This is a genomic window from Erythrobacter sp. Dej080120_24 (assembly GCF_036322605.1).
Classification (GTDB): domain Bacteria; phylum Pseudomonadota; class Alphaproteobacteria; order Sphingomonadales; family Sphingomonadaceae; genus Erythrobacter; species Erythrobacter aurantius.
Window position 1 is genome coordinate 93,627 of record NZ_AP027262.1, and the last position, 18,711, is coordinate 112,337.

Consider the following 18,711-nt stretch of genomic DNA (forward strand, 5'->3'; position numbering starts at 1 on the left):
CCTGCTCCCTCACAGCGTCTCCATCACTTCGTCGCTGATTTCGTAGTTGCCCCACACGGTCTGCACGTCGTCGTCATCTTCGAGCGCGTCGATCAGCTTCATCAGCGTGCCCGCGTTGCTGGCTTCCATTTCGACGGTGATATTGGGCTTCCACGCCAGTTTGACGTTTTCCGCTTCACCCAGCGCCTTTTCCAGATCGCTGGCGACCTGATGGAGATCGTCTGCGGCGGTCCAGATGGTGTGGCCATCCTCGGTCGATTCGATGTCCTGCGCGCCGGCTTCCATCGCCGCTTCGAGCACGGTGTCCTCATCGCCCGCGCTCGCGGGATATTCGATCAGGCCAAGCCGTTCGAAACCGTGCTGCACCGATCCTTCGGTGCCGAGGTTGCCGCCGTTCTTGGAAAAGCAGGTGCGCACATTGGTGGCGGTGCGATTGCGGTTGTCGGTCAGCGCCTCGACGATGATCGCGCTGCCGCCCGGGCCGTATCCCTCGTAGCGGACTTCCTCGTAATTATCGCCGTCATTGGTCGATGCCTTGTCGATCGCGCGCTGGATATTGTCCTTGGGCATCGACTGGCCCTTGGCGTTGTTGATCGCCAGGCGCAGGCGCGGGTTCATGTCGGGATCGGGCGCGCCCATCTTTGCCGCCACGGTGATTTCGCGGCTGAGCTTGGAAAACAGGTTGGAACGCTTTTTGTCCTGCGCACCCTTGCGGTGCATGATGTTCTTGAATTTGGAATGGCCTGCCATGGGAACTCTTTTGTTTTCGGAAACCTTGCGGGATGTTCACCCGTAATTGATGAAGGCGCATTAGACCGACGAGATATATGCCGACAAGCCCCGAGAACCATCCCCAGACACAAGCTGCATCACGCACCGATATCGAAGCGGTATCCGGCGACGATCCCGCCGCCGTCGAACGCGCCGCCCCCGCGCCCGATATGGTGGGCGAATGGCGCAGGCTATGGGTGTTCCTGCGGCGACCCACGCTTGCGGTGGCAGGGCAAAGCGCCGCGCCTTTCACGGTTCTGGCACGCATCTACACGCTCGACATGATCGCTATTGCCTGCCTGATCGGCCTCGCGAGCGTGGCAGTGGCGGCCGGGGTCTATATTCCCGAAACCGCGCTTGCCGGGATGGAGTTCACCCTGCCGCTAATTCTCGCCGTGGTGATCGGCGCGCCGGTTTTCGAGGAACTGGCGTTTCGCGGCTGGCTATCGGGGAAACCGGGACACGTCATCGCGCTGCTGCTGATCGGAGCGGGCGCGGCGGGGTTCGGTGTGATCCACGCCAGCGCGCCATTGATCGGCATGCTGATCATCGCGGCGGCGCTGATCGGGGCGGCGGCTGCGCTGATCACGCTCCGCCATCGCGGGCCGATGACGTGGTATGCGCGGGCTTTTCCCGGTTTCTTCTGGTTTGCGACGCTGTCCTTCGCGCTCGTCCATCTTGCCAACTTCGATGAGGGCTCGCTTGCGGTCCTGCTGCCGCTGGTGCTGCCGCAGTTCATCCTCGGCTCCATGCTCGGCTATGTCCGGGTGCACATCGGGCTGTGGGCGGCGATCCTGCTCCATGCGGCACACAATGCGACAGCGGTTTCGCTCGCCGCGCTGTCAACGCTGGCGCAGTGAATCAGGGTTCGATGTCGAAATGCAGCGCGGTGATCTCGCTGTGTGACAGCTTGCGATAAAGCGCGCGGGCAGGTTCATCCTCGGGGATGATGTCAGCCTGCACGAACACGGTCCATGCGCCGCATTCGCGCGCCACGCGGCGCGTTTCCGCGATCATCGCGCTCGCCACTCCCTTTCGGCGGTGATGCTCAAGCACGGCGAGATCGTAAATGTAGACCTCGGTGCGTTCCTGCTCGAATTTCTGCAGCACATAGCCGGCAAGCGCGCCCGCCGGTTCGCCATCGACCGTTCCAAGAATGCCGAAATTCGAAGGGTTGGAAAGCCAGGCAAGGGCATAGTCATCGCCCGGAGGATGATCGGCGTAGTTCTGCGGCTCGCCAAAGCCGTCGGAGAAAATCGCGTTCATGGCGCGGAACCCGGCCAGATCGCCGGGTGCAAGGCGATGCGCGGCAATTGTCGGGTTTCCGCCAGCACTCATCACAATATCCTCTGCCACCACGTCACGTCGCGCCATCCGCCCATCTTCCAGCCGACTTCGCGATAGGTGCCGACGCGTTCGAAACCCATTGCCGCATGCAGCGCCATGCTGGGATCATTGGGCATCGTCACCCCGGCAAAGGCGGCATGATACTTCGGTGCGAGAATCGCGAAAAGTTCGGTGTAAAGCGCCCTGCCCACGCCCCGGCGGGCGCAGGTGCGATCGACATAGATCGCGACATCGCAGGATTGGGAATAGGCCGCACGGGTGCGGTGCGGCGAGCCATAGGCATAGCCGATCACCGCGCCATCGCTTACCGCCACCACCCAGCCGTGTGACGCGCCAAAGCTGCGGATGCGCTGTTCCATCTCCGCGTCATCCGGCGCCTCGACCTCGAAGCTGATCCAGCTTTCAGTGACGTAAGGGGCATAGATACGCGCACAGGCCGCTGCGTCGCGGGCCGGATCGGCGCGCCGGATGGAGAAGGTCATACCTTCACGGCTGTCCCGCTGGCCGATACCATCAGCATCGAACCGGTATCGCCGATCACTTCGTAATCGAGATCGATCCCGACCACCGCATTGCCGCCGCGCGCCGCGCATTCGGCCTGAAGCTCGGCAATCGCCTGTTCGCGCGCATCGGCGAGGATGCGTTCATAGCTGCCCGAACGCCCGCCTACGATGTCGCGAATATTGGCAAACAGATCGCGGAACAGGTTTGCACCGACGATCACCTCGCCCACCACGATGCCGCAATATTCCTGGATCGGCCTGCCCTCGATCGTGGGGGTGGTGGTTACGATGATCCCGCGTGCGTCTTTCCATTCTCCGGGCATGCCCTGTCTCCTTTAGATGTGTGTTAACAATATAACACACACAGCTTGGTGATCAAGAATTGGCGAGAGCAGCCCGGACGACATCCAGCCCTGCCTCCAGCACTTCGTCGCGCCCTTGCCTGATCCCTTCAAGCGTAGGCTCCACCGCCACATCGGGCAGGACGCCGATGTTGTGATGCACGCTGCCATCCCGGTTGATGACTTTCATGCCGGTGAAGTACAGGCGATAGCCGCCCGGTACATCCACCATGCTGACATTGCCGTTGGCCCCGGCAGTGGGCGAACCGACAATCGTGCCGAGCCCATTGCCCTTCACCGTACCAAGGATGGATTCGGGATAGCTCGCGGCATCGGCATTGGTGAGAAACACGATATTCCGCGTCAATTGCGGCGATTGCGGAACGATGCGCCAGGCGGAATCGGCGTATTGAGGGTTCACCTGATCGGGGAATTCATAGACCTGCTTTTCGAACCGGGCGGACAGCACGACCTTGTCGGTCAGGTGCGACAGGATCATGGGCGATCCCGCCGGCCCACCACGCAGGTCGAACACGATGCCCTTTTCTTTCACCAGCCGGTCTGCCGCCCCGATCAGCATGTCATCGGTGGTGCGCGTCAGGTCGACATAGAGCAGGCCGGGCTCAAGTTCGGCGACAGGATCGGGGCGCGGCATTTCGGGCACGGCATCCCACGAAAACGGAATGCGAGGGATCTCGATGGTGCGCGCCTGTCCGTCGGGCGAAGTGAGCGCGACTTTGGCCACGGTATCCAGCGGGCCATAGATCAGGCGATCCAGCGCCACCCGTTGACGCACATGCTCGCTGCCGGAACTGCGGTTTTCCATGACATCGACCAGCAATTCGTCGATCGCCATGCCATCAATCGTCGACACCATGCTGCCCGGTTCGATGCCAAGGCTTTCCTCGGCCCATGCCACGACGATCCGGCCTTCGATCCGTTCGAAGATCAGCGGGATCAGGCCGCGCCGCGACTGATTGTAGACAAGCCGAGCGTGGCCATCCTGCAGCTCGTTCAACATGATCCGCAAGGCGGCGGCGAATTCGCTGTCATCCTGAGCCGTTGCGGCACGATGGAGTTGTACATCCAGCCGTTCGTCCCAATCGACATCGACAACATCCCAATAGGGATAGAACTGATCGAACACGCCCCACGCAATGATCGTCGCAGCGATCCGGGTCGTGCGGTCAAAGCCTGCCGGGGTCCACCCTTCGGGCTTTCCGGCAAAGCTTTGCTGCGGCACCATTTCGGGCGTTTCATCGCCATTCTTGGTCGCGCTGGTCGGGAAACGGACCCACAGCCCCGTGGCAATCTGCTCGTCGAAGAATTCTCCGATGCCAAGGCTGCGATAGGAGTTGCGCCGCTTGAAATAGCCAGTGTTTACCGGCCCGGTAAAACCGCTGTGCAGCCAGCGCCAGCGTTCCGCAGGCGAAGGGGAGGCCGCGACCGGGCCGAGCGGCTGGTTCGCCACTTCGAACCCCTCGACAATCGGCGTGAAGGTCTGTGACAGAACTTTCGCCAGTTCTTCAGGCCCGCGCGCCGCGATCACTTGCGGCACGGCTTCGATGGCAATCGCATCCCAATCTGCGGCAAGCGCGGCATCGCTCGGGTGGAACCATCGCGCCACGGTATAGACCCGCGCGAAAGCTCGCAGATTGGCGATTTCGGCCTCGATCAGCGGCGATGCGGCCTCATCCCCGGCAATCGGCTCTGTGCGCGGAGGGCCGGGCGATTGCGCCTGAACCGCAAGGGCAGGCAGCGCCAACAGCACTGCCGCCGAAGCCACAAGACTGCGCAAAAAACCGAGCAATTTCATCAACTGATCCCCTTTTCAGCGGGGGACATTGGCAATTGGTTGATGAACGCCCGATAAACCCGGCGCGTCCCGCCAGGCGCGACTCAACCCATGCCGAGCGCGGCCTTGTAGGTGTCGAGCACCATTTCCTGTTCGCTGCGCTCATCCGGCTTCATTTTCCGCAGCTTGATGATCTGGCGCATGATCTTGGTGTCGTAACCCACCGCCTTGGCTTCGGCATAGACATCGCGGATATCGTCGGCGATACCCTTCTTTTCCTCTTCAAGGCGCTCGATCCGTTCGATCAGGAGGCGCAGGCGATCATCGGTGGCGTCGGCCATCTTGGGTGTACTCCATTGGAATGAGAATCACAGGTTGGCGCTTCGGATAGTCTGCCAGCCGCGCCTGCGAAAGGCCGCAATCCACAAGTGGGTGCGCGTTCAGCGCAGGTCCGGCTTGTTGCGGGTCAGGCTTTTTTCCATCGCCGCGATCTGTTCCTCGGTCGCGGGCAATTGCCGTGTGGCTTTCCATTCCTCCATCGGCATTCCGTGGATCAATTCGCGGGCTTGCGCCTTGTCACCTTCGTATCCTGCATCGCGGATCCAGTCGGCAAGGCAATTGCGGCAGAACCCGGCAAGCCCCATCAATTCGATGTTCTGGGCATCGTGGCGATGGCGCAAATGCCGCACCAGCCGACGAAAAGCGGCGGCTGCGTATTGATCATCAAGCGTATCGAGCGGATCATTGTGGTCAGTCATCAGGCTTTTCCTTGAGTTGCAAACATGCTGTGCCATAGCAGCGCAAACGGGATCAGGAACACCATGGCGAAAAGTGACAATACCAGGATCGACCCGCGCGGTCGCAAGGTGAAAATTCTCGCGACGATCGGCCCGGCCAGCCGCTCGCCCGAAATGCTGCGCAAGCTTTTCCGCGCCGGCGCGGACGCGTTCCGCGTCAATATGAGCCACGGCAGCCACGCCGATCACCAGAAATCGATCGAGGCGATCCGCGCGCTGGAAAAGGAATTCGCGCGCCCGATCGCCATTCTCGCCGACTTGCAGGGGCCGAAACTGCGCGTGGGCGAATTTGTCGGCGGCAAAGCGGTGATCCGGCATTCGGGCCATTTCACATTGGACCGCGATCCCGCCCCCGGCGACGATAGCCGCGTATGCCTGCCCCATCCCGAACTGTTCGGCATCATGGAACGCGGGCAGCGCCTGCTGATCAATGATGGCAAGATCAAGCTGGTGGTGAAGGAAGCGGACGAACACCGCATTTTCTGCACGGCGGAAGTCGGCGGCGTGATTTCGGACCGCAAGGGCGTGAACGTTCCCGATGCCGAAGTGCCGATCCCTGCGCTTACCGAAAAAGACCGCAAGGACCTGGCCTTTGCTGTCGAACACGGGGCGGACTGGATCGCGCTCAGCTTCGTCCAGCGGCCCGAGGATCTGGCCGAGGCGCGCAAGCTGATCGCTTCGCACGCCACCCGCGGGCAGACTCCGGCGCTTTGCGCCAAGATCGAGAAGCCGCAGGCGCTGCGCCGTCTGGACGAGATCATCGAACTCGCCGACGGAATCATGGTCGCCCGCGGCGATCTGGGGGTGGAGCTTGAGCCGCAGGAAGTCCCGCCGCTGCAAAAGCGCATCGTGGGTGCGGCAAGGCGCGCGGGCAAGCCGGTGATCGTGGCGACGCAAATGCTCGAAAGCATGATCGAAAGCCCGATCCCGACCCGCGCCGAAGTTTCCGACGTCGCCAACGCGGTTTACGACGGGGCGGACGCGGTGATGCTTTCCGCCGAAAGCGCGGCGGGTGACTGGCCCGAGGAATCGGTTGCCATGATGCACAGGATCACCGCGCAGGTGGAACGTGACGAAGGTTACAAGGAACGCATCCGGTTGCTCGACACGACGCCCGATGCGACCACCGCCGACGCGCTCAGCCATGCCTGCATGACCATCGCCGATACCGTGCCGATCAGCGCGATCACGGTCTTCACCGCCAGCGGATCGACCGCGCGCCGCGTGGCACGCGAACGGCCGGCAACGCCGATGCTGGTGCTCACCCCGTCGATGCGTACCGCCCGCCGCGTGGCGCTGTTGTGGGGAGCGCATGCCGTGGCGACCAAGGATATCGGCAGCTTCGAAGAGATGATCGCCAAGGGTAAACGCATGGCACTGCGCCACGGATTTGGCGAGGCCGGATCAAAGCAGATTGTGCTGGCCGGTGTCCCCTTCGGCACGCCGGGCGCGACCAATCTGCTGCACGTGGTGACGCTGAAGGGCGACGAGTTGGAGAAGCGGGGATAAAGCCTTGAGGCTGCTGTTCCTGGCCCTTGCCCTGTCTGGCCTTTGCGCGATCTTCACGTGGAACCTGGTGGTTCGGGATCGCGAATTTGATGAGTACGCAGGGGTCGAGGTTGGCATGCCGCTTTCACGAGCAAGGGATACGCTTGAGGATACCGGCTGGCTTCGCATGAGGCCGCCAGCGGCTAGAGTTTAGGACCAGTCCAAGGATTGCGGTGCAGGGAACGCGCAGACCTTTGTCAAAGGCAAGCGTCCAGAATATGCGCTGGTTTTGACCACAGATGACGACTGCGCAGTCACGAAGATTGTGCGGAGAACGCGGCAGTTCGAGTTCTAGCCAGCCGCGCGCTCCAACCTCGCCCGCGCTTCATCTTCGCCGATCAGCGGCAGAAGCTCACCCATGTCCGGGCCGTGGTTCATGCCCGTCAGCGCCTGTCGCAGCGGCAGGAACAGCGCCTTTCCCTTACGGCCGGTGCTGTCCTTCAGCGCCGTAGTCAGTGCGCCCCATGGATCTTCGCCCCAAACCAGCGCCTCGGCTGCCTGCGTCAGATAGGCGCGGTCTTCATCGGAGAATTCCGGCTGCTCGATCGGGCCGGTGACAAGCCGCCACCATTCGCCGACTTCGCCAATGGTGGAGATGTTGGGCTGCACGGCGTGCCATCCGGCTTCGTCCATCCCTGCGGGCAGGCGGTGCTTGACCGTGTCATATGGCATGGCATGGACTATCGCGGTGTTGACCCGCTCCAGTTCGGCATCGTCGAATTTTGCAGGGGCGCGGCCAAAGGTGGAGAGGTCGAAGGTCTCCAGCAGCTTTCCCCTATCGGCAATCGGTTCGACGGGGAGCGAGGTGCCGAGGCGGGAAAGCAGCGCGATGATCGCTTCGGGTTCGATCCCGCGTTCGCGAAACGCATCGCAGCCAAGCGATCCGAGCCGCTTCGACAGCTTGCCTTCCTTGCCCACCAACAAGGCCTCATGCGCAAAGGCCGGGGGCTCTGCTCCCATCGCGGTGAACATCTGGATCTGCACCGCCGTGTTCGACACGTGGTCTTCGCCGCGCAGCACCTGCGTCACGCCCATGTCGACATCATCGACGGTGCTGGGCAGCATATAGAGCCATGAACCGTCGGCGCGGCGGATCACCGGGTCTGAGAGTTGCGCCGGGTCGAATTTCTGATGCCCGCGCACCCCGTCTTCCCATGCGATCTTTTCGTCATGGTCGAGCTTGAAACGCCAGTGCGGGGCGATCCCTTCGGCTTCCTTGGCAGCGCGCTGCTCTTCGGTGAGGTTCAAGGCTCCGCGATCATAGATCGGCGGAAGGCCGCGCCCCAGCTGCACCTTGCGCTTTAGCTCAAGTTCCTGCTGCGTCTCATAGGCCGGATAGATGCGGCCCGCCTCGCGCAAACGCTGGAACGCGGCTTCATAGGCGTCGAGCCGTTCAGATTGCCGTTCTTCGCGATCAGCCTCGATTCCCAGCCATGCAAGGTCCGCACGGATCGCCTCGACATATTCCTCTTTGCTGCGCGCGGCATCGGTGTCGTCGATGCGCAGGATGAAGGAACCGCCGGATTTGCGGGCGAGCATCCAGTTGTGCAGCGCGGTGCGGATGTTGCCGACGTGCAGCCGGCCCGTGGGCGAAGGAGCGAAACGGGTGGTTTTCGAGTTCATAGGCGCTGCCGTTAGAACTTGCCCAGCGCCCCGGCAAGCGGTTCAGCAGGCGCGCAGTTCCGCCATGACGAGGTCCTGCGTCGCATCCCACAGCCGCTCAAGCCGATCAGGGCGCACAAGTCCGGCAATTTCCGCTTCGAAACGCGCGCGGTCGCGAGCCGTGCCGGCTTCAACCAGAGCGCCGATGGAGGCTTCATCATGGCTAAGCAAGCCGCAGCAGAAACGCGAAACGCTGATGTTCTCGGGCCAGGCTGCGCAGATCGACTGACTGAGGGCGAGCGATTTGGCCGCGACGTCGATACTGCCCAACCGGGCTGCGAGTTCTGCCACAGGATCACGCCGGGCCTGTTGATAGTGCGCGATCAGCCGCAGCGAATGGAGAAAGCGCGCGGCAATCGGGTTGAGGTTCGCCATTCTCGGCGGTTCGGCAAGACGCGCAATGGTGGCCTTTGCGGCGGCGGTTCGATGGCTTTGGGGCATGCGACTCCTGCTGGCTTGCTGTGACAACAGGAGGAACATGACTCAATTGCGAATGCTTCGCAATAGCTATTATTGACTCGCGCTATTGCGAATAGAGCGTGACGCTGTGCCCGCCCCCGTTCAATTTCACCCCGTTGGTGGGAGTCTTCCAGGCATTCGTCACCGCATCGAGCGCGGTTGCAAGGCGTTGCTGTTCCGGATGCACCGCGATGCGGCAGGTCGGTCGAATCGGCCGGGCAACATAGGGGCCATCACCGCTGCGGGGCTTTTCCGGGCGATCCGTTGTAAGAACGCCATCGGCATAGGTGTAAGTCCAGCTGAAACCGGCGCAACGCGGGTCAAACCAGATCATCCCGTCGGTCATGCTCAGCGCGATGCCGATACCGCCTCCGACTTCCTCACCGTCAATCGCTGCGACGCGGTATTCACCGGTCAACGCGGCGGGGACCGAATCAGGCAGGGAATCCGGGTCCCGGACGTTCCCGGCCAGCGGTTCGGCCTGATTACAGGCGGCCAGCAATAACGGGACGGGCAAGAGAGCAAGGATCAGTCGCACGGGCACCTCCTCTTTACAGGAAACAAGAATAGGCGAGGCGTAACCCAAAAGCAAAAGGCCCCGGCGAAGCGATCCGCCGGGGCCTTTCGATTTTCATTGCCGAAGCGCGCTTATTCGCTCGCTTCGCCTCCGCCCATGGCGGCCTTCATCGCTTCCTCGCTGGAAACGGGATCGGCAGCGGGTTCGACCTCGGTCGCACCCGAAGCGGCAAGCGCTTCCTGCTGCTTCTTCCACGCGGCCTTCAGAGCGGCGTCGCGGCTGTTGGCGGTAACGCGCAGGCGGTTCATGCCCGCACCCGTGCCAGCCGGGATCAGGCGACCGACGATCACGTTTTCCTTCAGACCGATCAGCGTGTCCTTCTTGCCCTCGACCGAAGCCTGGGTAAGCACGCGGGTCGTTTCCTGGAACGAGGCGGCCGAAATGAAGCTGCGGGTCTGCAGCGATGCCTTGGTGATGCCGAGCAGGATCGGGTTGCCTTGTGCAGGCTCCTTGCCCTTTGCCAACTTGGCATTCACTTCGAGCATCTCGGCCAGATCGACCTGTTCGCCCGGCAGCAGCGTGGTGTCGCCGCCATCGGTGATCTCGACCTTCTGCAGCATCTGGCGAACGATCACCTCGATGTGCTTGTCGTTGATCTTCACGCCCTGCAGTCGGTACACTTCCTGAATCTCGTTGACGAGATATTCGGCCAGCGCCTCGACACCCAGGACTTCGAGGATGTCGTGCGGGTTGGGCGAACCGGAAATCAGGGTATCACCCTTCTTCACATAGTCGCCTTCCTGCACGTCGATCACCTTGGTCTTGGGGATCAGGTACTCGACGGGATCTCCCTCCTCGGGGATGATCGCGATCTTGCGCTTCGCCTTGTATTCGCGAACGAATTCGATCTTGCCCGAAATCTTGGCGATGATCGACACGTCCTTCGGCATGCGCGCTTCGAAGAGCTCGGCAACACGCGGTAGACCGCCGGTGATGTCGCGGGTCTTTGCGGCCTCACGCGAAGCACGGGCCAGAATGTCACCGGCCTCGACCTGCTGACCGTCCTCGACCGAAAGCGTGGTGCCCGGAGCCAGCATGTAACGCTGTGCCTCGGTTTCGTCTTCGGTCTGGCCTTCGCCCAGAAGGGTGAGACGCGGACGCAGCTCTTCCTTCTTCTTGCGGCCGGTGGCCCGGTTCTCCGTCACGACACGCTGAGCGATGCCGGTGGCGTCATCAGTCTGCTCTTCCAGCGTCGAGCCTTCGACCAGATCCTGATACTTCACCACGCCCGAATGTTCGGTGATGATCGGCAGGGTGAACGGGTCCCATTCAGCCAGACGATCGCCAACCTTCACCTGATCGCCGTCCTTGAACATCAGCACGGTACCGTAAGGCACCTTGTGCATTTCACGCTCACGGCCTTCGGCGTCGATCACGGCAAGCTCACCGTTACGGGCCAGCGAAAGGATGCGGCCCTTCTTGTCGGTGATGGTCGGCATGTCGCGGTATTCGATGCGGCCTTCCGAAATCGCCTCAAGGTGAGAGGTTTCGTTGAGCTGCGCCGCGCCACCGATGTGGAACGTACGCATCGTCAGCTGGGTGCCAGGCTCACCGATCGACTGCGCGGCGATCACGCCGACAGCTTCACCGATGTTGACCGGAGTACCGCGGGCAAGGTCACGGCCGTAGCAGGTCGCGCAAACGCCCTGTTCGGCTTCGCAAACCAGCGGCGAACGGATCTTGGCCGACTGAACTTCAGCCGCCTCGATGTCCTTCACCATAGCTTCGTCGACCAGCGTGCCTGCCGGGACAATCACTTCGCCGGTGGCGGCGTTGATGATGTCTTCGGCAACGGTGCGGCCAAGGATGCGCTCGCCCAGCGAGGCGATAACCGAACCGCCCTGAACGATCGCACGCATTTCCAGCGCGTTTTCGGTCTTGCAGTCGTCTTCGACGATGACGCAGTCCTGCGACACGTCGACCAGACGGCGGGTCAGGTAACCCGAGTTTGCCGTCTTGAGTGCGGTGTCAGCCAGGCCCTTACGCGCGCCGTGGGTTGAGTTGAAGTATTCAAGAACGGTCAGACCTTCCTTGAAGTTCGAGATGATCGGGGTTTCGATGATCTCGCCCGACGGCTTGGCCATGAGGCCGCGCATACCGGCAAGCTGCTTCATCTGCGCCGGCGAACCACGCGCACCCGAATGGCTCATCATGTAGATCGAGTTGATCGGCGCTTCCTTGCCGTCGGCATCGATCGGGGTCGCCTTGATGCGCTCCATCATCGCGTCGGCAACAAGGTCACCGCACTTCGACCAGGCGTCGATCACCTTGTTGTACTTTTCCTGCTGGGTGATCAGGCCGTCCTGGTACTGCTGCTCGTAATCGGCAACCAGCGCCTTGGTGTCCTCGACCAGCTTTTCCTTGGCGTCGGGGATGATCATGTCATCCTTACCGAAGGAAATGCCCGCCTTGAACGCGTGGCGGAAGCCGAGGCTCATGATCGCGTCAGCGAACAGCACCGTGTCCTTCTGGCCGGTGTGACGGTAAACTTGGTCGATCACGTCGCCGATTTCACGCTTGGTCAGCAGACGGTTGATGATGTCGAAGGGAACCTTGTGGTTCTTCGGCAGACACTCACCGATCAGCATGCGGCCCGGGGTCGTGACAAAGCGCTTCATCACCACATTGCCGTCTTCATCGGCCTGCGGGACGCGGGCGATGATCTTGGTGTGCAGCGTGACCGCCTTGGTTTCGAGCGCCTGGTGCACTTCGGCCATATCGGCGAAGCGCGGCAGCTTCTCGACCTTGGTGCCGTCTTCGTTCTCGAGGAATTCAGGGGTCTTTTCCTGCCGCTCCATCGAGAGGTAGTAGATCCCCAGAACCATGTCCTGCGACGGCACGATGATCGGCTTGCCGTTGGCGGGCGAGAGGATGTTGTTGGTCGACATCATCAGCACGCGCGCTTCGAGCTGGGCTTCCAGCGACAGCGGCACGTGGACCGCCATCTGGTCACCGTCGAAGTCGGCGTTGAAGGCCGAGCAGACGAGCGGGTGCAGTTGGATCGCCTTGCCTTCGATCAGCACGGGTTCGAACGCCTGGATGCCCAGACGGTGCAGCGTCGGCGCACGGTTCAGGAGAACCGGGTGTTCGCGGATCACTTCGTCAAGGATGTCCCAGACTTCCTTGCGCTCTTTCTCCACCCACTTCTTCGCCTGCTTGAGGGTCATCGACAGACCCTTGGCATCGAGACGGGCGTAGATGAACGGCTTGAACAGTTCGAGCGCCATCTTCTTCGGAAGGCCGCACTGGTGCAGCTTGAGTTCCGGGCCGGTCACGATGACCGAACGGCCCGAATAGTCGACGCGCTTACCCAGAAGGTTCTGGCGGAAGCGGCCTTGCTTGCCCTTGAGCATGTCGGACAGCGACTTCAGCGGACGCTTGTTGGCGCCGGTGATGACGCGGCCACGGCGGCCGTTGTCGAACAGCGCGTCAACGGCTTCCTGCAGCATGCGCTTTTCGTTGCGGACTATGATGTCCGGCGCGCGCAGTTCGATCAGGCGCTTCAGGCGGTTGTTGCGGTTGATCACGCGACGATAAAGGTCGTTGAGGTCCGAGGTCGCGAAGCGGCCACCGTCCAGCGGCACCAGCGGGCGCAGTTCGGGCGGGATCACCGGGATCACTTCGAGGATCATCCATTCCGGACGGTTGCCGGATTCGATGAAGCTTTCGACGACCTTCAGGCGCTTGATGATCTTCTTGGGCTTGAGCGCGGACTTGGTGGTCGCGAGCTCTTCCATCAGATCGTCGCGCTCCTGCTCGAGATCGAGATCCATCAGCATGGTGCGAACGGCTTCGGCGCCGATGTCGGCGGAGAAGGCGTCTTCGCCATACTCGTCCTGCGCTTCGAGCAGTTCGTCTTCGGTCAGCAGCTGGTACTTCTCAAGCGGGGTCAGGCCCGGCTCGATCACGACGTAGCTTTCGAAATAGAGGATGCGCTCAAGCTGCTTGAGCTGCATGTCGAGCAGCAGGCCGATGCGCGAGGGCAGCGACTTGAGGTACCAGATGTGCGCGACCGGCGCGGCCAGTTCGATGTGGCCCATACGCTCACGGCGCACCTTGGTCACGGTCACTTCGACGCCGCACTTTTCGCAGACGACGCCCTTGTACTTCATGCGCTTGTACTTGCCGCAAAGGCATTCGTAGTCCTTCACCGGACCGAAGATGCGCGCGCAGAACAGGCCGTCACGCTCAGGCTTGAACGTGCGGTAGTTGATCGTTTCCGGCTTCTTGATCTCGCCGAAGGACCAGCTGCGGATACGCTCAGGCGAGGCAATGCCGATCTGGATCTGGTCAAAGGTTTCCGGCTTGGCCAGCTGGTTGGTGAATTTGGTCAGTTCGTTCATGACTGTGTTCCCTTGAGGGATGAAAACTCTGGAGCGGATAGCGGGGGTGCCGTTGTTTCAGGCACCCGCCGCCGTGTTATTCCGCTGCCTCCGGCCACTGATCGCCGTCTTCCTCATCATCGCCGTCCGACAGCGACTTGAGTTCGACGTTCATGCCCAGCGAGCGCATTTCCTTGACGAGCACGTTGAAGCTCTCCGGAATGCCAGCCTCGAAGGTGTCGTCGCCCTTGACGATGGCTTCGTACACCTTGGTACGGCCAACCACGTCGTCCGACTTGACGGTGAGCATTTCCTGCAGGGTGTAGGCAGCGCCATATGCCTGCAGTGCCCAGACCTCCATTTCGCCGAAACGCTGTCCGCCGAACTGCGCCTTGCCGCCCAGCGGCTGCTGGGTGACGAGCGAGTACGGACCGATCGAACGGGCGTGGATCTTGTCATCGACAAGGTGGTGCAGCTTGAGCATGTAGATGATGCCCACGGTCACGCGGCGATCGAACGCCTCGCCCGTGCGGCCATCGAACAGCACCGACTGGCCCGAGCTGTCGATACCGGCCTTCACCAGCATGTCGGTGACGTCGGCTTCGCGCGCACCGTCGAACACCGGAGTGCCCATCGGCACGCCTGCGCTCAGATTGGTGGCGAGTTCGACGATCTGCGCGGTCGAGCGGCTTTCGAGATCATCGAAATACTGCTCGCCATAGACATCCTTCAGCCGCTCCATCACCGCTTCGGGCGGCTTGGCATCGGCGTAGTCTTCGGCAGCGTTCGGATTGGCGGCGCGCCATTCCTCAAGCTTCTGCGCGATGTCCATGCCAAGGCCGCGAGCCGCGAAACCGAGGTGGGTTTCGAAGATCTGCCCGACGTTCATGCGCGAAGGCACGCCCAGCGGGTTCAGCACGAGGTCAACCGGAGTGCCGTCTTCGAGGAACGGCATGTCCTCGATCGGCAGGATGCGCGAAATCACACCCTTGTTCCCGTGACGGCCGGCCATCTTGTCGCCCGGCTGCAGCTTGCGCTTCACCGCGACGAAGACCTTGACCATCTTGAGCACGCCCGGAGCGAGTTCGTCACCGCGCTCGAGCTTTTCCTTGCGATCCTCGAACTTGTCGCTGATCAGCTTGGCGGCTTCGTCGTACTGCGCCTTGATCGCTTCAAGCTGTGCCTGACGGGAATCGTCGGCCACGGCGAACTTGAACCATTCGTGCCGCTCGACATCCTCAAGCACCTGCTCGCTGATCTCGATACCCTTCTTCACACCCTTGGGCGCAGCCGACGCGGTCTGGCCGAGCAGCATGTCCTTCAGGCGGTTGTAGGTCGCACGGTTGAGGATGTTGCGTTCGTCAGCCGCGTCCTTGCGCAGACGCTCGATTTCCTCGTTCTGGATCGCACGCGTACGGTCATCGATCTCGATACCGTGACGGTTGAAGACGCGAACCTCGACGACCGTACCGGCAACGCCCGGCGGCAGACGCAGCGAGGTGTCGCGAACGTCCGAAGCCTTTTCGCCGAAGATCGCGCGCAGCAGCTTTTCTTCCGGCGTCATCGGGCTTTCACCCTTCGGCGTGATCTTGCCGACCAGAATGTCGCCCGGATGCACTTCTGCACCGATGTAGACGATCCCCGCTTCGTCGAGGTTGCGCAGCGCTTCCTCGCCGACGTTCGGGATGTCGCGGGTAATGTCTTCCGGCCCAAGCTTGGTGTCGCGGGCCATGACTTCGAATTCCTCGATGTGGATCGAGGTGAACACGTCGTCCTTCACGATGCGTTCGCTGATCAGGATCGAGTCTTCGTAGTTGTAGCCGTTCCACGGCATGAACGCGACGAGGCTGTTCTTGCCCAGCGCCAGTTCGCCCAGATCGGTCGACGGGCCGTCGGCGATGATGTCGCCGGCTTCGATCACGTCGCCCACCTTCACCAGCGGACGCTGGTTGATGCAGGTGTTCTGGTTCGAACGCTGGAACTTCTGCAGCGTGTAGATGTCCACGCCCGACTGGCCGGCTTCGACATCGCCGATGGCGCGGATCACGATACGGGTCGCGTCGACCTGGTCGACGATCCCGCCGCGCTTGGCTGCAATCGCAGCGCCGGAATCGCGCGCCACGGTTTCTTCCATGCCGGTGCCGACCCACGGAGCCTCTGCCTTCACAAGCGGCACCGCCTGGCGCTGCATGTTCGAGCCCATCAGAGCGCGGTTGGCGTCATCGTTTTCGAGGAACGGGATCAGCGATGCCGCGACCGAAACGAGCTGCTTGGGCGACACGTCCATCAGCGTGATCTGCTCGTTCGGAGCCATCAGGTTGTCACCATTGTGACGCGCCGAAACCAGCTCTTCGACGAAGCTGCCGTCTTCATTCAGTTCGGCCGATGCCTGCGCGACGGTGTGCTTCTGCTCCTCCATGGCGGAGAGGTAGATCACCTCGCTGGTCACCTTGCCGTCCACCACCTTGCGGTAGGGGGTTTCGATGAAGCCGTACTTGTTCACCCGGCTGAACGAAGCCAGCGAGTTGATCAGGCCGATGTTCGGGCCTTCCGGCGTCTCAATCGGGCAGATACGGCCATAGTGCGTCGGGTGAACGTCGCGGACTTCAAAGCCGGCGCGCTCACGCGTGAGGCCGCCCGGGCCAAGCGCCGAAACGCGGCGCTTATGAGTGACTTCGGACAGCGGGTTGGTCTGGTCCATGAACTGCGACAGCTGCGAAGAGCCGAAGAATTCGCGCACCGCGGCCACAGCCGGTTTCGCGTTGATCAGGTCGTTCGGCATGACGGTCGACACGTCGACGCTGCTCATGCGTTCCTTGACCGCGCGCTCCATGCGCAGCAGGCCGACGCGGTACTGGTTTTCCAGCAGCTCGCCGACAGAACGCACGCGGCGGTTGCCGAGATTGTCGATGTCGTCGACTTCGCCCTTGCCGTCCTTGAGGCCGACCAGTTCCTTGACGACGGCAAGGATGTCTTCCTTGCGCAGCGTGGTCACGGTGTCTTCGGCATCAAGACCCAGACGCATATTGAGCTTCACGCGGCCCACGGCGGAAAGGTCGTAACGCTCACCGTCGAAGAACAGGCCTTCGAACAGCGCGTCGGCGGTTTCCTTCGTCGGCGGTTCGCCCGGACGCATGACCTTGTAGATCGCTTCCAGACCTTCGTCGCGGTTCTCGGCCTTGTCGGCCTTCAGCGTGTTGCGGATCCACGGGCCGGTGTTGATTTCGTCGATGTCGAGCAATTCGACCCGGTCGATCCCGGCCTTGTCGAAAGTCTCGATGTGCTCGAGCGTCACTTCGTCGCCGGCTTCGATATAGATGCGGCCGGTCGATTCATCGATCATGTCGTAGGCGGCATAGCGGCTGACGACTTCCTCGGTCGGCAGCAGCAATTCGGTAAGACCGTCCTTGGCCGCCTTGTTCGCGGCGCGCGGGCTGATCTTCTGGCCAGCCGGGAAGACTTCCTCGCCGGTCGAGGCATCCACCAGCGCGAAGGCCGGCTTCTGATTGCGCCAAACTTCGGGGGTGAACGGGATCTTCCAGCCGTCCTTGGCGCGCTGCCAGGTCACGGTGTCATAGAAATAGTGCAGGATCGCTTCGCTATCGAGGCCCAGCGCATACAGCAGCGCGGTGACCGGCAGCTTGCGCTTGCGGTCGATGCGGACGTTGACGATGTCCTTGGCGTCGAATTCGAAGTCCAGCCACGAACCGCGGTACGGGATCACGCGCGCGGCGAACAGCAGCTTGCCCGAAGAGTGGGTCTTGCCGCGGTCATGGTCGAACAGCACGCCGGGCGAACGGTGCATCTGCGACACGATCACGCGCTCGGTGCCGTTGATGATGAAGGTGCCGTTCTCGGTCATGAGCGGCATGTCACCCATGTAAACGTCCTGCTCCTTAATATCGAGCACGGAACGGGTTTCGGTTTCCTGGTCCACCTCGAACACGATGAGACGCAGGGTAACCTTCATCGGCGCAGCATATGTGATGCCGCGCTGACGGCACTCGGTGGTGTCGTACTTGGGATCTTCGAGTTCGTAGTGCACGAAATCGAGCTCGGCGGTGCCGGCGAAGTCGCGGATCGGGAAAACGCTGCGCAGCGTCTTTTCGAGGCCGGAGACATAGCCCGTCGCCTTGTCCGAACGCAGGAACTGCTCATAGCTTTCGCGCTGAACCTCGATCAGGTTTGGCATCTGGACGACTTCGTGAATGTCGCCGAAGATCTTGCGGATGCGCTTCTTCGCGGTGCCCTGCGCCTTGCGGCTGCGGACCGGTTTCGCCTTGGTTGCCATGGAGGAGTATTGCCTCTTTTGCCTGTGCTCGCGAAGCACCTTCGGCCCCGCTCGCAGTTTTGAACTCGTTTCGTCACGCGAGACGGAAAGCCTATCCGACGCAAAGAAGCCGCATTCCATAGCGCACCCTTTCGGGCCACCGTGGCTGCAGCTTTATCCGTCGCGAATATGGCAAAGCGCCGCTTCCATTCTTGGACCGATCCCCGCGCATGAATCAGTCCGGCTCGAAGCTGGCGTGTGACGGCCATGTAGGAATACGCCGCCCCTGCGTCAACAGCGACTTCGCGATTCGAATCGC

Annotated in this window: 14 protein-coding genes; 2 read left to right on the forward strand and 12 right to left on the reverse strand. The window is 61.9% G+C overall.

Annotation, left to right across the window (positions count from 1 at the left end; all coding sequences use genetic code 11):
- Positions 1-9: 9 nt before the first annotated feature.
- Complete coding sequence (locus AABA34_RS00470; protein WP_338303461.1) at positions 10-750, reverse strand: YebC/PmpR family DNA-binding transcriptional regulator; 741 nt, start codon at positions 748-750, stop codon at positions 10-12.
- A gap of 77 nt (positions 751-827) precedes the next feature.
- Here AABA34_RS00470 and AABA34_RS00475 point away from each other — a divergent pair, with 77 nt between their 5' ends.
- On the forward strand, positions 828-1,631 hold the full coding sequence (locus AABA34_RS00475) for a CPBP family glutamic-type intramembrane protease (RefSeq protein WP_338303462.1): 804 nt from the start codon (positions 828-830) through the stop codon (positions 1,629-1,631).
- Between the two features lies 1 nt (position 1,632).
- Here the strand turns inward: AABA34_RS00475 and AABA34_RS00480 are convergent, their stop codons facing one another.
- From AABA34_RS00480 to AABA34_RS00505, 6 genes are all read right to left on the reverse strand, one after another.
- Entirely contained in the window at positions 1,633-2,145 is a 513-nt protein-coding gene (locus AABA34_RS00480; RefSeq protein WP_084155819.1) for a GNAT family N-acetyltransferase, read from the reverse strand.
- Positions 2,109-2,600: a GNAT family N-acetyltransferase gene (locus AABA34_RS00485; protein WP_034955593.1), complete on the reverse strand. Its 492-nt coding sequence runs from the start codon at positions 2,598-2,600 to the stop codon at positions 2,109-2,111. Before AABA34_RS00485 ends, AABA34_RS00480 begins: the two co-directional genes overlap by 37 nt.
- Entirely contained in the window at positions 2,597-2,944 is a 348-nt protein-coding gene (locus AABA34_RS00490) for a heavy metal-binding domain-containing protein (protein WP_338303463.1), read from the reverse strand. Before AABA34_RS00490 ends, AABA34_RS00485 begins: the two co-directional genes overlap by 4 nt.
- A gap of 52 nt (positions 2,945-2,996) precedes the next feature.
- The gene (locus AABA34_RS00495; protein ID WP_034955595.1) at positions 2,997-4,778 is read right to left on the reverse strand and encodes a S41 family peptidase; all 1,782 of its coding nucleotides are present in this window, start codon (positions 4,776-4,778) and stop codon (positions 2,997-2,999) included.
- A gap of 83 nt (positions 4,779-4,861) precedes the next feature.
- On the reverse strand, positions 4,862-5,098 hold the full coding sequence (locus AABA34_RS00500; RefSeq protein WP_034955597.1) for a DUF2312 domain-containing protein: 237 nt from the start codon (positions 5,096-5,098) through the stop codon (positions 4,862-4,864).
- 99 nt (positions 5,099-5,197) lie between these two features.
- Positions 5,198-5,515, reverse strand: coding sequence for a DUF1244 domain-containing protein (locus AABA34_RS00505; protein ID WP_034955598.1), 318 nt, complete (start codon positions 5,513-5,515; stop codon positions 5,198-5,200).
- A 63-nt stretch (positions 5,516-5,578) separates the two neighbouring features.
- On the opposite strand from AABA34_RS00505, the gene pyk reads away from it, so the two are divergent.
- Entirely contained in the window at positions 5,579-7,063 is a 1,485-nt protein-coding gene (gene pyk, locus AABA34_RS00510) for a pyruvate kinase (RefSeq protein ID WP_034955921.1), read from the forward strand.
- A gap of 330 nt (positions 7,064-7,393) precedes the next feature.
- On the opposite strand, the gene gltX is transcribed toward pyk, so the two are convergent.
- From gltX to rpoB, 5 genes are all read right to left on the reverse strand, one after another.
- Entirely contained in the window at positions 7,394-8,725 is a 1,332-nt protein-coding gene (gene gltX / locus AABA34_RS00515; RefSeq protein ID WP_034955600.1) for a glutamate--tRNA ligase, read from the reverse strand.
- 42 nt (positions 8,726-8,767) lie between these two features.
- Complete coding sequence (locus tag AABA34_RS00520) at positions 8,768-9,205, reverse strand: hypothetical protein (RefSeq protein WP_034955602.1); 438 nt, start codon at positions 9,203-9,205, stop codon at positions 8,768-8,770.
- A gap of 82 nt (positions 9,206-9,287) precedes the next feature.
- The gene (locus tag AABA34_RS00525; protein WP_338303464.1) at positions 9,288-9,761 is read right to left on the reverse strand and encodes a hypothetical protein; all 474 of its coding nucleotides are present in this window, start codon (positions 9,759-9,761) and stop codon (positions 9,288-9,290) included.
- Positions 9,762-9,871: 110 nt separating this feature from the next.
- On the reverse strand, positions 9,872-14,143 hold the full coding sequence (gene rpoC, locus AABA34_RS00530; RefSeq protein WP_034955605.1) for a DNA-directed RNA polymerase subunit beta': 4,272 nt from the start codon (positions 14,141-14,143) through the stop codon (positions 9,872-9,874).
- 76 nt (positions 14,144-14,219) lie between these two features.
- Positions 14,220-18,413: a DNA-directed RNA polymerase subunit beta gene (gene rpoB / locus AABA34_RS00535; RefSeq protein ID WP_034955607.1), complete on the reverse strand. Its 4,194-nt coding sequence runs from the start codon at positions 18,411-18,413 to the stop codon at positions 14,220-14,222.
- Between the last annotated feature and the right edge of the window lie 298 nt (positions 18,414-18,711).